Here is a 15,411-nt window from a genome sequence, read left to right as displayed (position 1 = left end):
TTTGTGGTTAAGGCTATTTTAGTTATATTTAATAAAGCATCCCTGGAATTATGTTTTTTATATACAATTGTGATAAACCATTCTACAATAAGAAATATAGAAGAGTGAGATCTATTTATTTAGGGGGTATTTAGATGAGGGTACGTGTTTATGATAAAGAGAGGGATACTTATTTTAAATCTGAAGTTTATGCAATAATCAACTCAGGATATTATGAAAAGCTATTAGTTTTGACTCCTGAAGATATGGGAAGCAACCTAATGTTTTATGATTATTTGGATAAGACGGATAATAAACTTGTGGTACTTGTAAATTCAATTACTTTAGATAGACCATGCGAATGGATTTATAAAAAATCACAATCTGTAGATGAACAGCTAGGTGGATATAAGGGAATATTAGATTCGAATATTAGATTTTTTGAATACATAGGTTTTTCATGGCTATGGGATGACAGTGATACTTTGGTTAGGCTATTACAAGATAACCTGATTCCATTAACAGGTAGTATTTTTGAGAACAACTTATATAGTGATATAGGAGATACAGAATGGCATTATGTTGAGACGCAAGATGATGTGGATATATTGATGAATCAGACATGCTATTTTCATGATTCTATTATTAATGAAATTAACTATGTTAGTGGGGGTTATGTTGATTCAAAAAAAAGTATGGGTTTTACACAGTTGAGAAAGGTAATGGTTAAAGTAGATAGCCAAATAAGCAACAATATCGAAATGATTTTTGAAGGTGTAACAGCTATGAATCTAAGGCCTCCAGCAGATAATTATTTTGGTGATATATTTGGAGCATCCATAATTTTAAGAGATGCTTCAATATTCTTCTGTGATGATGAGTTGGAACAGATTGATACTGATTATGAGGGGACTTGGATTTGTGCTTATAGCTTAAAATGGCGATTTGTTATTAATGCAAATGGCAAATAAAGAGGTATATTATGATTAAGTCAGAGTAAAGGAACTTAATATATCAAGATATAGATAATGAGTTATAGGAGATATAGTGAAGTTCAATGATACAAAAAACCTCCGTTGGAGTTGTAATGGAGAATTATATCATAAGTAAATGTGATTTTTAGTCTTAGGCATTGACATAACTTGCCTAAGGCTATTTTTATGTCTAAAAGTACTGTATAATAAGTAATAACATATTTACAAAATATTTTATAATAAATTTTAAGTAAACATAAATAGGGATTTATAGGGGGGATAGTAAATGTCAAGAGCAAAAATGCAAGTTTTAATAATTCCGTATATTAAAAATGAAGAGGAAATAAAATATTGTATATTCAATAGAGCCGATGCAGAAGACAATGAAGATTTCTGGCAGTTTGTGGCTGGTGGTGGTGAAAATGATGAAAAGCCGTTGGAAGCAGCGATAAGAGAAACATGGGAAGAAACTGGTATAAAAGAAAATGATATATTTCACCAATTGGAAAGTATCAGTTATGTACCAACGAATTGTTTTTCAATGGAAAGACGCAAAAAATGGGGAATGGATTGCCTTGTAATCCCAGAGTATAAATTTGCTGTTCATGTTAGAAACAATAATATTCAAATATCTGATGAACATAAAGAATATAGATGGGTTAATTATGATACAGCAGTTGAATTATTGAAATTTGAAAGTAATAAGATAACCTTGTGGGAATTAGATAACAAAATAAAGATGAATTTACTTTGATGACAATTGTATCATGTTGCAACAGATTAAGATTATATTTCACAGTTAGATAAATTCCAATTTATATTATTGAGATTAAAATTTTTAAATAGAAAAAATTAGTAGTATCCAATTGCAGTCGGGGCTACTATTTTTTTGAGATTTTTTCTATAAGAATCACTATTAATGTTAATAATGAAATTAAGAACAAACCACCTTGAAATAGTAATATCAATATGAAATAAATATAAAGTCAGTCTGTAGCCTGATATATTACATAAAACGTTAATTAAGGTTTAAAGTGGATTTTCATTGATGATATGGTATAATGTTAGGTAAAGATTGGTAATTGATACTAGATAATTTTAAAAGGGATGAGGTAAAATATAAATGAAAAGGTTATTTGAGAAATTGTGACGTTGATATGTATTACGAAAGAAGAGTAAATATCACATAAGGTCACCTCCTAATTATTGTTCAATACAATGTTGAGTTTATTGAATGAAAGTTAATAGGAGGAAAAAGTATGTTATATTTATTCGTTAGTACGTGGAAATATGCAGGTAAAGATAGATGGAAATTGGTTACACTATATTTTTTACATTCAATTTCCATATGCGGAGAACTTTTACAACCTTACGCATTTGGGATGGCTATAAATTCTCTTCAAACCTATCAGTTAAATGATCCAACGAAAATCATCAAATGGTTTGGACTTTATGTAGCAGGATTTTTTATATTTCAAGTTTTTCATCATTCGGGACGATGGTTCGAGTTTAATACAGCCTTAAAAAACCAGCAGCGTTTAGTAGATGATGTTTATGATAAATTATGTACTCTGCCATTGAAGTGGCATTCAGAACATCATTCCGGAGAGGTAGTAAACAGGATCAGGGTTGCAGGTGAAGCTATTCGCAACTTTGGATTTTCACAGAATAATTACATGGAGAATATAATCTTAATAATAGGACCAGTTATTATCCTGTCAACGGTTGATATAAGGATAGCTCTAATAAGCATCACACTTTTATCAATTAACTTATTTGTTGTTTCGAAAATGAATAAGGCAATTGAGCCTATTCTAGACAGACAAAATGAGAGCTTTCATGTGTTTTCTGCCAGGATATCCGATTTTGTGGGAAATATTAAAACAATTATAAATCTCGGGCTTGGTAGAAAGACAGGAAAAGACCTTCATGAGAAGTATGATGAGTATTATAGCGAGAACATGAATGAATTCTGGATTAACCAGCCTCGCTGCTTTATTATAGCCTTTGGAGGTATATTTACAGAACTTACAATTATAATATTTTATTTATGGTCATGCCGTAATTCTGGTGGACCTATAATGACAGGAAATCTTGTAATGATTGTTAACTATTTTAGGCAGTTGAGGGATGCATTCTTTCAGATTACAAGTAATTTTTATGAAATCATACATTGGAAGGCATCAATAAAGTCTGTAGATCCAATAAATTCAGCTGCAGAGCAAAGTTATTTAGTAAAACACATGGAGAAATACACAAAAATACTAAAACAGAATAAAAAGAGCAGATTTAATTGGAAGCGTATGTCGGTTAAAGGACTTGATTTTAAATATGGAGATAAGGGCAGTGCTCTATGCAATGTTAATCTGGATATGAAGCCTTGTGAAAAGATTGCTGTGGTAGGTTCTAGTGGGTCAGGTAAAAGTACATTTCTTAATATGCTTGCAGGCTTATATAAGCCTGATCATGTTAATCTTATAATGGATGGAAAAGAGTATAACGATTTAAAAGTAATTCAGGATATGGCTCTATTTGTACCTCAGGATTCTGAAATATTCGAAAATACTATTGGTTGGAATATTAATTTTGGACTGGAGCTAAATGAAGAAAAGCTTAAAAGGGTAATGAAAATGGCTTGTCTGAATGAGGTATTAGCTAGAATGCCAAAGGGTTTAGAAACAGATATAAGAGAAAAGGGAATAAACTTATCAGGCGGGGAAAAGCAAAGGCTTGCATTGGCAAGAGGGCTTTATTTTGCTCAAGATAAGAGTATTATGCTGCTGGATGAGGTTACAAGTAGTATAGATGCAATAAACGAAAGAGCCATAATGCAGAATATATTTGATAATTATAAAGACCGATGCATTATATGTAGCGTTCACAGACTTCATTTACTTCATATGTTTGACAAAATATTGGTTATGGATAACGGTAGAATTATTCAAGAAGGTCATTTTTCTAATCTGGTAAGTAATGAAGGTCATTTCAGGACACTTTGGCAGAAGTATATGATGCAGGAGAACACTGTTTAGGGAATTGTTATACCTATCACGGAGAACCTTATCATAAATAAATGCGAAAACTGGTCTTAACCATTGGTATTGAATGGTTAGGACTATTTTTATAAGTGAAAATATAGTATTATAATAAAATAAGATTTATATGAACTATTTATAAAAAATGTTCTAATAAGTTGTTTAGACAGAATCTGAATATGGATAAGCGGATTTCATTTTTAGATCTATATCGTTGGAGTTTGCAATGCATATCAAATAATGGAGATTCTATGTTAGAAAATACATTTCAAAATATTACTTTAGAATTATACTATAATTATGAAGAATATACACACAAGAATAGAATGTAAAAACTACATTTGCTTGTGATACAGAGAACCGTACCATAAATGACGTAGACTCTTTTGAGTACCTGAAACAACTTAGTGAAAACACTTAAAATTAGATAGCGAAATACAGGAAGATTTATACTTTTAGTAATGCTAGAATCAAAATATAAAATAAACTTTTACGAGGAGTGGAATTATAATTATGAGTAAAATTGGTATTATTAATTGTTATAACGAAAGTAAGGAATGTACTAGCTTCGGGTGCTTTAAAGCCTTTAATGAAAGAGTAGCAGCTTTTAAGAATTATGTAAATGCTTTTAGGAGATGGTAATTATACAAGGAAACATAGTAATATCTGAAGATAAGAAATGGAATGTAGTAATAAGTTGTAATAAGTATTATGATGGGTTATTTTACTATGCTGTGAAAACAACAGGTATTTTTTGCAGACCATCATGTAAAGCTAAGACACCACTGAAAGAGAATATATTGTTTTTTAATAGTGTAGATGATGCCATCAAAGAAGGTTTCAGACCATGTAAATTATGCAGACCTGATATAAAGGAACATAATTTTGAACCGAATAGAGAATTAATTGAAAAAATAAAGGAAAAGTTAATCCAGAATTATAATAAACCAATTAATTTCAGGTTTATTTCAAAGGAATTTGGTGTTAGTATTAGTCATTTAACAAGATTGTTTAAAGAATATATAGGACTAACACCTAATGAATATGTATCACAAATAAGAATAAATAAAGCGATGCAACTTCTAAGTAAAAGTAATGATACTATTTTAGAGATTGCATACGATGTAGGATTTAAAAGCCTTTCTAATTTTTATAAATGTTTTAAACAAAATGCAGGTATTGCTCCTAAGGAGTATAGAAAAAGAAATAGTATAAATGAGATAAAAGTATAACCGATGATAAAAATTTTATTAGGAGGTGTTTGTATTATTAAAAAATATTATGGTTATTATAATTCGCCTATTGGAATATTAGAAATAATTTGCTCTGAAGATTCAATACTATCAGTTATGTTTGTGGAGCAAGAAAAGTCCGTGATGAATAAAGGAAATGAAATATTAGAAAATACTATTGCTCAGTTAAATGAATACTTTAATGGAAGTAGAAAAGCATTCGATTTAAAGGTTTCATTAAATGGTACTGATTTTCAAAAGAATGTATGGAATGAACTATTGAAGATTTCTTATGGGGAAACCTTATCCTATAAGAGCTTAGCGATTAGGGTAGGAAATGAAAAAAGTGTTAGGGCAGTGGGAAGTGCAAATAGTAGAAATAAAATATGGATAATAGTACCTTGTCATAGGGTTATTGGAACTAATGGAAGTTTAACTGGATATGCTGGTGGCATAGATAGAAAGCAATGGCTTTTAAACCATGAGAAGAATATACTATCGATTTAAAGTATTAGAAAGAAAAGTAAGGAGAGCAATAAATGTATAAAATTCTAATAGTAGAAGATGATTTGATAATTGCTAAAACAGTGAAGAACCACATAAGGTCTTGGGGATTTGAGGCAGAATGTGTGACTGATTTTAAGGATGTACTTGCAGCCTTTGTTTCCTATAGTCCGCAGCTTGTTCTTTTAGATATTACCTTGCCATTTTTTAATGGCTATCATTGGTGCAGCGAGATTAGAAAGGTTTCTAAGGTGCCTATTATTTTTATTTCATCAGCCTCAGATAGTATGAACATAGTTATGGCTATGAATATGGGGGGAGACGATTTTATTGCAAAGCCTTTTGACCTTAACGTGCTGACTGCAAAGGTACAAGCTTTATTACGCCGAACCTACGATTTTACAGGACAGACTAATTTGCTTGAGCATAAAGGTTCAATACTTAATATAAGTGATGCTACCTTAAATTATCACGACAGAAAAATTGAGCTTTCAAAGAATGAAAACAAGATACTGCAGATTCTTCTCGAAAATAAAGGCAAGGCTGTGTCCCGGGATACCATTATGACAAGGCTTTGGGAAACTGACAGCTATATCGATGACAATACCTTAACCGTTAATATAACAAGACTTCGTAAAAAGCTACAGGAGGCAGGTCTGTCTGATTTTATTACCACAAAAAAAGGTATAGGGTATATGGTGGAATGATATGAAGAAAACAGAGGTTTTTAAGTTTATGAGTTCCTATTTCAAAGTGCGTGTTAAAGGAATTATTCTATTAGGTTTGTTTTGTACCACCTTTGCACTTGTATTTTCTTTATATAATCTTCCTGTAGAGCCAGTAGTTTATGCTAGTGTACTATGTGCATGCATAGGTGTTATCTTCCTTATAATAGATTTTATAGGATTATATAATAGACATAAATTGCTTCAAGATTTAAAAAGCAGCATTACATTAAGCTTTGATAAACTCCCTGAGCCTAAAGATATAATTGAAAAGGACTATAAGGATCTGCTTACTACCCTCTATAGCAATAATATTCAGATTGCTCATAGCGCAGATATGAGTCGAAGTAATTTAATAGACTACTATACTTTATGGGCGCATCAAATTAAGATACCTATTTCAGCAATGAGTCTAATTCTTCAGTCTGAGGAAAATGAGTTAAACTCAGAACTTTCCATGGAACTTTTTAAGATTGAGCAGTATGTAGAGTTTGTGCTGCAGTATCTAAGGCTTGAGAGCATGTCTTCTGACCTTGTGTTAAAAAGATACAGTCTCGATGATATAGTAAAGCAGGCAGTACGAAAATATGCAAGGATGTTTGTAAGAAAGAAAATTAAGTTAGATTTTAAAGAATTAAGCTGTGAGGTTTTAACCGATGAAAAGTGGCTGGTATTTGTCATTGAGCAGATTCTATCAAACGCATTGAAGTATACTAAAGAGGGGACTATTTCAATATACATGGATAATTTCAGTGAAAAGACTCTTGTCATAGAAGATACGGGTATTGGCATAAGGGAAGAAGACATAAATCGTATATGTGAAAGAGGTTTTACAGGCTATAATGGTCGATGGGATAAAAAGTCTACAGGCCTTGGATTATATTTATGTAAGCAGATTTTAAGCAAGCTTTCTCACAGCATAGCTATAGACTCCAGGGTTGATGAAGGGACAAAAGTAATGATCAATCTGGCAACAATTGAAGTGCAAATAGAATAAGATTTTGATGCAGCCTTACAACTGTGTAAGGTTAAAGGAAGAAATGTAAGCCAAAGTTAAGGCATGCATTTCTTCCTTTTGTTATACTGAACATGATAAGAAGTTAGGATATAACAGTACTAAATAAACTTTGATGGGTGTCCTAAATTAACAAGTTCCTAAAAGGGAACGAGTAAGGCAGGCTATTCAGTGTTTCGAGTGAAAGGAGAAAATTATGTCAATATTAGAAGTAAAAAAACTTAAAAAAATATATACCAGCCGTTTTAGTACAAACCATGTTCAGGCTTTATCCGATGTGTCCTTTTCAGTTGAGAAGGGTGAGTACTTAGCTATCATGGGGGAGTCTGGATCAGGTAAGACTACCCTTTTAAATATTATTGCAGCTCTAGATAAGCCCTCAAACGGCGAGGTAGTGCTGAGTGGTATAAGCAGTATGAATCTTAAGGAAAAGGAAATTTCTAAGTTTCGTCGTGATAATTTAGGCTTTGTGTTTCAAGATTTTAATCTTCTTGATACCTTTTCTTTGCAGGATAATATATTTTTACCACTTGTTTTATCTGGTAAGTCCTTTAATGAAATGAATAATCGTTTAAAGCCTATTGCAAAGAAGCTTGGAATAGATGATATTTTGCAAAAATATCCTTATGAGGTTTCTGGAGGTCAAAAGCAGAGAGCTGCTGTTGCCAGGGCATTAATTACCAATCCTCAGCTTATTCTTGCAGACGAGCCTACTGGAGCATTGGATTCTCATTCAAGTGATGAGCTTCTTCACCTGTTTAATGATATAAATAAAGAAGGAGAAACCATAATAATGGTTACTCACAGCACTAAAGCAGCCAGCCATGCAAGTCGCGTGCTTTTTATAAAGGATGGAGAGGTGTTTCATCAGCTATATAGAGCGTCCATGTCCCAAGAAGAAATGTATCAAAAAATTTCCGATACACTTACTATAATTGCTACAGGCGGTGTAAAAAATGAGTAAGATGTTCTATCAAAAGCTGGCTGTAAATAACATTAAAAAGAATGGAAAGACATATTTTCCATATATACTAACTTGTATAAGCACTATTGCTATGTTTTATATCATGCATTTTATATCAGTAAATGATGGACTAAACAGTATGTCTGGGGGAAGGTCACTTAAAATAATACTCAATTTAGGCACGTATGTTATTGGTTTTTTCTCAGTGATTTTTCTTTTTTATACGAACAGCTTTCTTATAAAGAGGCGTAAAAAAGAGCTGGGTTTATATAATATTTTGGGTATGGAGAAAAAGCATATTGCTAAATTGTTGCTTTGGGAAACCATTTTCGTGGCAATTATAACCATGATATTGGGACTGATATCTGGAATTGCAGTAAGTAAGCTTATGTTTTTAGTACTTCTTAAGATTTTACAATTTAAGGTGCCAATGGGGTTCATTATATCAACTAACTCCATAGTTAAAACAGTTATTCTCTTTGGCTTTATTTTTGTCTTAACTCTTATAAATAATATGAGACAAATTCATCTTGCAAAACCTGTTGAGCTTCTTAAGGGCGGTCAGGTTGGTGAAAAGGAGCCAAAAACAAAGTGGATTCTTACTTTAATTGGAATTCTCAGCCTTGGAGCAGGCTACTATATTGCCTTAACTACAGAATCGCCTCTAGCTGCGCTTAATATGTTCTTTCTGGCAGCAATTCTTGTTATGATAGGAACTTGGTCTTTATTTACAGCAGGAAGTATTGCTCTTTTAAAAATGCTTAGAAAAAATAAGAAGTTTTATTATAAGACCAATCATTTTATAAATGTGTCTGGCATGATTTATCGAATGAAACAGAATGCAGTAGGACTTGCTAACATTTGTATTCTTTCAACTACTGTTCTAGTGATGTTATCTACAACAGTGTCGCTGTATATTGGTATGGAGGATGTGCTTAGAACAAGATATCCAAGAGATATTTCAATAAACGCAAAAAATTTATCAAAAGAAAAGACAGAAATGATTAATAATGTTATAAAAGAGCAGGCAGATAAAGATAATATTACTTTGAAAAATATAGTTAAATACCGATCTTCATCTCTAGCTATGATACAAGATAAGAATTATTTCACAGATGGTGAAAGTAATTTTGACGCAAACAATTTAGGCTTCCTAGAGTTTGTACCACTAAGTGAATATAATGACTTGGAAAATAAGTCTATTACTTTAAAGGAAAATGAAGTGATGCTCTTTACTTATAGAGGAGAAGTAGCTGAAGACAGCATTAATATTTTAGGCAATGAGTTTAAAATAAAAGAACGTATAAATAGCATGACAGTGGATGGAATAGCATCCGCAGTAGCTGCTAATGGCTACTTTATTATCGTACCTGATGAAAAGACAATTGAAAAAATATATGCTTCCAGCACTCAGGCTGATGGCAAAATAGAGGATTTATCTTATTACTTTGCCTTTGATACTGATGATAATGCGGAAAAGGAAATTGCTTTAACTAATGAAATTAATAGCAAAATAAAACAATTATCTATTGATGCACGTTGTGAAGGCTTGGAAGAATCCAGAGAATCTTTCTTTTCTTTATATGGAGGACTTTTCTTCCTAGGGATATTCCTTGGAGCACTCTTTATTATGGCTACTGTGCTTATTATATACTACAAGCAGATTTCAGAAGGCTATGATGATAAGGAACGCTTTGAAATTATGCAAAAGGTTGGCATGAGCAAAGAAGAAATTAAAAAATCAATTGGCAACCAAGTGCTTATGGTGTTCTTCCTGCCAGTTGTAACAGCAATTATTCATATTGCCTTTGCATTTAAGGTTATCGTGAAGCTTCTTGCAGTATTAAATCTCACTAATGTTACATTGTTTGTGATCTGCACAGCAGGAACAATTTTTGTCTTTGCCATTTTATATGCTATTGTTTACTTCCTCACTTCACGAGTTTATTATAAAATTGTCAGCTAATTTGTTTTTTAGTTAACTTTCTTATTAGATATATTATAATAGAAAGTTAAGTGGAGAAATATCAGATACAGCTAAAAAAGTCAAGAATTAATAACTATGAAGGATTTGGCATACAGAACCAAAGTTATAAGTATTAAAGTAGATACTCAAAAAATAAACTTCAATTAAATAATTTTAAGTTAAAAATCGCGTAATTCAAGAAAGTGAATTATGCGATTTTTCGTAATACTACTAACGGATGTACTAAAAGTATTATCATCTGCAACTGATACGGAGAACTGTATCACAAATAAGTGAGTAAAGAGTTGATATGTAAAATTAAAATGTGTTAATCAATTAAATTTTACATATAAAAATGAAATTACAAACAGTAATAAGTAGTGAAATTACTATACTCTACTTATATTCTACATACTCTACCTTTGGTGGGTTTGAATATAGTAGCTTTTAGATTATCATATTATTAAAGGGAGGTGTTATTATGGATACACAAAAAATTGGACGATTTATAACAGAAGCTAGAAAAAATAAAAAAATGACTCAAGCAGAGTTTGGAGAATATCTGAATGTAACTGATAAAGCAGTCTCAAAGTGGGAATGTGGTAAGTGTATGCCTGATAGTTCATTATTTGAAGAAATAAGTAAAGTGTTGGAGGTCTCAGTTAATGAATTACTAAAGGGTGAATATATTGAACAGGAAAATGAAAAGGTGGAAAATAATAAAAATACAATTTTATTACTTAGTGAAATTCAAAAACTAAAAAGAAACGAATCATTAGTTGGGGGATTATGTGTATTATTGATATCATTTATTACAGTAATTTATTCTGCAATATATAAACCAGGTATAAAAGCTTATGAACAATTTTTTGCTGGATTTATTAAAGCTATCAGTGCAGGTTGTCTTGTTATAGGAATACTTCTTATATTTAATGCATGGGTAAAGTACTCAATAAGAAACTCAAATAAAGATAAGAGATAATCTTATTTAAAATAATACGCGAAGAAGCTAAAAGTTTGAGAAAAGAAAGTTTTGACAGATAGGCTTTAAAATAAGTCTATCTTATTTCTTATAAAATACAAACCTTTATTTTACAATAACTCATTTATTTGGTACTATATTAGTGTATAAGGTGTAAAAAATACTAATTTTGCACATATTGTGTTTTGAGGTGGAAAAGCTTATGGAGAATTTAGAGAGTATAATATCAATTAAAGATCTTAAAATGAACTTTGGAGATAAACGTGTCTTAAATGGAATAAATTTAGAGATACAGAGAGGACAAATAATAGGATATATAGGAACTAATGGTGCTGGTAAAAGTACAACTATAAAAATAATGCTTGGTATAATAGAAGGCTATACAGGACAGGTAAAAATATTAGGACAAGATATAAGTAATGGAAGTGTAGAGTACAAGAAGAAAATTGGATATGTTCCAGAGCTTGCTGATATATATGAAAATTTAACTGCATTTGAATATATAAGCTTTTTAGGTGGAGTATATGGCATAGATCAAGATACCCTTATTGAAAAAGCAAAAAAGCTTATGAAGTTATTTACAATTGAAGGAGCTATGAACTCAAGAATATCTTCATATTCAAAAGGAATGAAGCAAAAGCTACTAATAATATGTAGTTTAATTCATAATCCAGATATATTATTTTTTGATGAGCCGTTAAGTGGACTAGATGCTAATAGTGTAATGATATTTAAAGAAGTTATGAGTAGTCTTGCAAAGGAAGGAAAAACTATATTTTATTCTTCACACATAATGGATGTTGTGGAGAAGGTAAGTGATAGAATTGTACTTATTGACAATGGAACAATAGCTGCAGATGGAAGTTTTGAGGAGCTTAAAAATAGTGAAAAGGAAAGCTCTTTAGAAGAAGTATTTAATCAGCTAACAGGATTTAATGAACACGGACAAATTGCTAAAGAGTTTGTGTCTTTAGTTCAAGAGGTATAGCTATGAATGAATTTGCCATATTAAGACTATTAGATAAATTTAAAGCCCTGTATAAAAAAGCCGGTGTTAATTATGATATTATGCGAATGATTTTGCAAATAAAATTAACTATGGATGGACGCAGAGTAAGTACTGTTTTGACAAATAATAATAAGTCTTCCGAAAATAAAGATAAGAATAATTATAAGCAACTACTTCTTTTTAACGGATTTTTAAGCATTTTTATTGGAATGTTAATGTTAGCTGATATGCCAGCTTTAAAAAATATAAATATTATTATAGGTGTAAATCTATTTATGATGGTATCACTTATGATATCAGATTTTTCAGCTGTTTTATTAGATGTAAAGGAAAAAAACATACTATTACCAAAGCCTGTAGATAGTAGAACCTTTAATGCGGCAAAGCTTACTCATATATGTATGTATTTACTTGGTATATCTTTGTCTCTTAATTTAATGCCTTTAATTTTTGGAACAGTAAAATATGGAGTGATATTTTTACCAATATTTTTTATGGAAAATATACTAATAGCTTTATTAGTTGTAGTAATAACAGCATTTTTATATACTTTAGTTTTAAAGTTCTTTGATGGAGAAAAGCTAAAGGATATTATAAATTACTTTCAAATATTATTAGCATTTTTATTTACTTTTGGGTATCAGTTATTTAATAGATTTTTTACTACTATAGATATTACAGCTATTTATGTACCTAAGCTTTGGCATAGTTTAGTTCCATCTATGTGGTTTGCAGCTCCTTTTGGAATATTAATAGATGAAAATAGAAATCCTTTTTTAATATTTTTATCTGTAATGGCAATATTAGCTCCAGTAATACTAATTATCCTTTATGTTAAGAAGGTAGTACCATATTTTGAAAAGAACCTTCAAAAACTAAATGATAATGGGGGAGCTATAAGAGGTGGAGATAAAATAAGAAAAGATTTTATAGCGGGAATAATTTGCAAAGATAAAGTTGAAAAAAGCATGTTTACATTTACTAAAAATATGATATCTACAGAAAGAAACTTTAAACTTAAGGTATATCCATCTCTTTCAATGGCTGTATTTATGCCAGTTTTATTTATTTTTACAGATAGAGATAAATCTTTTATTGAAACTATTCAAACAAGCTATGGTGGAAAAGTACATTTATTAATGTATTTAACTGTATTAATGCTATGCTTCTGCACTGCTTATATAAATAATAGTGATAATTATAAAGGTGCATTTATATATAAGGTATTACCAATAAAAGATCCAGGAGTAATATTAAAAGGAGCAATAAAAGGAACCTTGTTTAAATTAGTTATACCAGTTTATTTATTTACGGCTATAGTGTTTTTAATATTAAAGGGACCATCAATAATCTTAGACTTAATTGTAATGTTTCTAGTTCTTTTAATATCATCATTAGTTTATTTTAAACTGTCAAATAAGATGATGCCTTTTAGTGTGAAATTTGCTTCAACTGATAGTGGTAAGCTTATAGGCCCAGGGGCGATTACATTTATGCTTATTGGGATATTTGCTGCAATACACATAATAATTAGAAATAATATTACCTTTATAGGAGCATTTATAGTAATTCTTTTTGTAATTAATATAGTTATTTGGAAAAGAAGCTTCAAAATAAGTTGGAAAGATATAGGGATATAATATTAAAAGATAAAATTTTTAAATAGAAAAAAATAATTATGTTTATTTTTTATGAAAATTTGATATAATATAAATAAGAAACTCACTCAGGCGAGCTGAGGAGTACAGAATTCTAAAGAAACAAGTTTCTAAGAATTCTAGTAAGAAAAGCTTAGTGCTGGTAACACTAAGCAATCCTTAGAACATTTATTTTGTTTTAGGGCTATTGGATTAGATTTATGTTATAAATTATGAATCTTAGAAAAAGTGCTAATCTTCGTTGGATGGAGCACTTTTTTCTTTGCTTTTAACTTCTATATCAAGACCAAGAAATTTGATCTTGATTTTTAAATGATGTATAAAAAGATTATGTTTTAGAATTAATCTAATTACATAAATAATTGATATACACTTTATAAAAGTATCAAACATATCCAATACCACCCCCTAGCTATAGTGAAATAGTTCACCAATAGCCCAGGAGGATAAAATGTTCAAAACCCCCGTAGCCATCCACTACGGAATTTCTAAATATTACTTTAGAATTATACCATAAGTGAAATTCTAAATCTATGATTTAGTTAATTGAACTTACTCCTATGAACGTATGTGAATAGTGAGTTTCCTCTTATGTAGAATATATACTTAAGAATAAAATGGAAAAACCTCACTCGTAGTAGTTATGGAGAGCTATGGCATAAATAAATATGGTTTTTAGTCTTAGGCATTGATATGACTTGACTAGGTCTGTTATTATACGTGAAAATACTGTAACATAAGTAATGAAATATAATAAGTTTATCAGTAGATATAATAATATATGTATTTAAGGAGGTATGAATATGGAACTTTGGGATGTATATGATATTAATCGAAATAAAACAAATGAAACTATGGTTCGAGGTGAACCTATTGAAAAAAATAATTATCATTTAGTTGTTCATGTATGTGTTTTTAATTCAGATGGTAAGATGCTAATTCAACAGAGACAACCTTTCAAAGAAGGTTGGTCAAATATGTGGGATATAACAGTAGGTGGAAGTGCTATAAAGGGTGATACAAGCCAATCTGCAGCTGAAAGAGAATTATTTGAGGAAATTGGGTTAAGAGTAGATTTTAAAAATATTAGACCTCATATTACCATGAACTTTAACAATGGATTTGATGATATTTATTTAATTGAACAAGATGTTGATATCAATGAACTATCATTGCAGTATGAAGAAGTTCAGAAAGTGAAGTGGGCTTCTAAAGAAGAGATATTTTCAATGATAAAAAGTGGTGAATTTATACCATATTATCAGAGTTTGATACAACTATTTTTTGATGCTCGAAAAAAATATGGTGCCATCAATGAAAATGAGCATACCCTGTAACTTAGCACATTCCAATATTTTTTCTTAGGGC

The 15,411-nt window shown here is 30.4% G+C and carries 16 protein-coding genes; 14 read left to right on the top strand and 2 right to left on the bottom strand.

The window, feature by feature from the left end; genetic code table 11:
* Positions 1-134: 134 nt before the first annotated feature.
* Together ACTNBA_RS02925 and ACTNBA_RS02920 are read left to right on the top strand one after the other, a co-directional pair.
* Entirely contained in the window at positions 135-950 is an 816-nt protein-coding gene (locus tag ACTNBA_RS02925; protein WP_441072442.1) for a hypothetical protein, read from the top strand.
* 289 nt (positions 951-1,239) lie between these two features.
* Positions 1,240-1,707, top strand: a complete 468-nt coding sequence (locus ACTNBA_RS02920) for an NUDIX hydrolase (protein WP_441072440.1) — start codon at positions 1,240-1,242, stop codon at positions 1,705-1,707.
* 127 nt (positions 1,708-1,834) lie between these two features.
* On the opposite strand, the gene ACTNBA_RS02915 is transcribed toward ACTNBA_RS02920, so the two are convergent.
* Positions 1,835-1,921, bottom strand: coding sequence for a putative holin-like toxin (locus ACTNBA_RS02915; protein WP_441072706.1), 87 nt, complete (start codon positions 1,919-1,921; stop codon positions 1,835-1,837).
* Positions 1,922-2,212: 291 nt separating this feature from the next.
* On the opposite strand from ACTNBA_RS02915, the gene ACTNBA_RS02910 reads away from it, so the two are divergent.
* The 11 genes from ACTNBA_RS02910 (at position 2,213) to ACTNBA_RS02860 (ending at position 14,025) form a co-directional block, all read left to right on the top strand.
* A complete protein-coding gene (locus ACTNBA_RS02910; protein ID WP_441072438.1) occupies positions 2,213-3,985 on the top strand; it encodes an ABC transporter ATP-binding protein in 1,773 nt (590 codons plus the stop codon).
* 516 nt (positions 3,986-4,501) lie between these two features.
* Positions 4,502-4,630 carry a CGGC domain-containing protein gene (locus tag ACTNBA_RS02905; protein ID WP_441072436.1) on the top strand — a complete coding sequence of 43 codons (129 nt, stop codon included), beginning with the start codon at positions 4,502-4,504 and terminating at the stop codon, positions 4,628-4,630.
* Positions 4,624-5,220, top strand: a complete 597-nt coding sequence (locus tag ACTNBA_RS02900) for a bifunctional transcriptional activator/DNA repair enzyme AdaA (protein WP_441072434.1) — start codon at positions 4,624-4,626, stop codon at positions 5,218-5,220. Before ACTNBA_RS02905 ends, ACTNBA_RS02900 begins: the two co-directional genes overlap by 7 nt.
* Before the next feature lie 3 nt (positions 5,221-5,223).
* Complete coding sequence (locus tag ACTNBA_RS02895) at positions 5,224-5,727, top strand: methylated-DNA--[protein]-cysteine S-methyltransferase (RefSeq protein WP_441072432.1); 504 nt, start codon at positions 5,224-5,226, stop codon at positions 5,725-5,727.
* 32 nt (positions 5,728-5,759) lie between these two features.
* Positions 5,760-6,431, top strand: coding sequence for a response regulator transcription factor (locus ACTNBA_RS02890; protein WP_346847149.1), 672 nt, complete (start codon positions 5,760-5,762; stop codon positions 6,429-6,431).
* Between the two features lies 1 nt (position 6,432).
* Complete coding sequence (locus ACTNBA_RS02885; RefSeq protein WP_441072430.1) at positions 6,433-7,446, top strand: sensor histidine kinase; 1,014 nt, start codon at positions 6,433-6,435, stop codon at positions 7,444-7,446.
* Between the two features lie 214 nt (positions 7,447-7,660).
* Positions 7,661-8,428 (top strand): ABC transporter ATP-binding protein, encoded by a 768-nt coding sequence (locus tag ACTNBA_RS02880; RefSeq protein ID WP_441072428.1) that lies wholly within the window; start codon positions 7,661-7,663, stop codon positions 8,426-8,428.
* Positions 8,421-10,394 (top strand): ABC transporter permease, encoded by a 1,974-nt coding sequence (locus ACTNBA_RS02875; RefSeq protein WP_441072426.1) that lies wholly within the window; start codon positions 8,421-8,423, stop codon positions 10,392-10,394. Before ACTNBA_RS02880 ends, ACTNBA_RS02875 begins: the two co-directional genes overlap by 8 nt.
* A gap of 481 nt (positions 10,395-10,875) precedes the next feature.
* Positions 10,876-11,376 (top strand): helix-turn-helix domain-containing protein, encoded by a 501-nt coding sequence (locus ACTNBA_RS02870; protein ID WP_441072424.1) that lies wholly within the window; start codon positions 10,876-10,878, stop codon positions 11,374-11,376.
* A gap of 202 nt (positions 11,377-11,578) precedes the next feature.
* On the top strand, positions 11,579-12,364 hold the full coding sequence (locus ACTNBA_RS02865) for an ABC transporter ATP-binding protein (RefSeq protein ID WP_441072422.1): 786 nt from the start codon (positions 11,579-11,581) through the stop codon (positions 12,362-12,364).
* Positions 12,365-12,366: 2 nt separating this feature from the next.
* The gene (locus ACTNBA_RS02860; protein WP_441072420.1) at positions 12,367-14,025 is read left to right on the top strand and encodes a hypothetical protein; all 1,659 of its coding nucleotides are present in this window, start codon (positions 12,367-12,369) and stop codon (positions 14,023-14,025) included.
* A gap of 249 nt (positions 14,026-14,274) precedes the next feature.
* Here the strand turns inward: ACTNBA_RS02860 and ACTNBA_RS02855 are convergent, their stop codons facing one another.
* Positions 14,275-14,436: a hypothetical protein gene (locus tag ACTNBA_RS02855; RefSeq protein WP_346897471.1), complete on the bottom strand. Its 162-nt coding sequence runs from the start codon at positions 14,434-14,436 to the stop codon at positions 14,275-14,277.
* Between the two features lie 410 nt (positions 14,437-14,846).
* On the opposite strand from ACTNBA_RS02855, the gene ACTNBA_RS02850 reads away from it, so the two are divergent.
* Positions 14,847-15,380, top strand: a complete 534-nt coding sequence (locus ACTNBA_RS02850; protein WP_441072418.1) for an NUDIX hydrolase — start codon at positions 14,847-14,849, stop codon at positions 15,378-15,380.
* Positions 15,381-15,411 lie beyond the last annotated feature (31 nt).

Origin of the sequence: Clostridium sulfidigenes, from assembly GCF_052067195.1 — a bacterium.
Taxonomy (GTDB): Bacteria; Bacillota; Clostridia; order Clostridiales; family Clostridiaceae; genus Clostridium_J; species Clostridium_J sulfidigenes.
The sequence above is the reverse complement of the archived record's forward strand: the minus strand, read 5'-3'. Positions and strand labels throughout refer to the sequence as shown.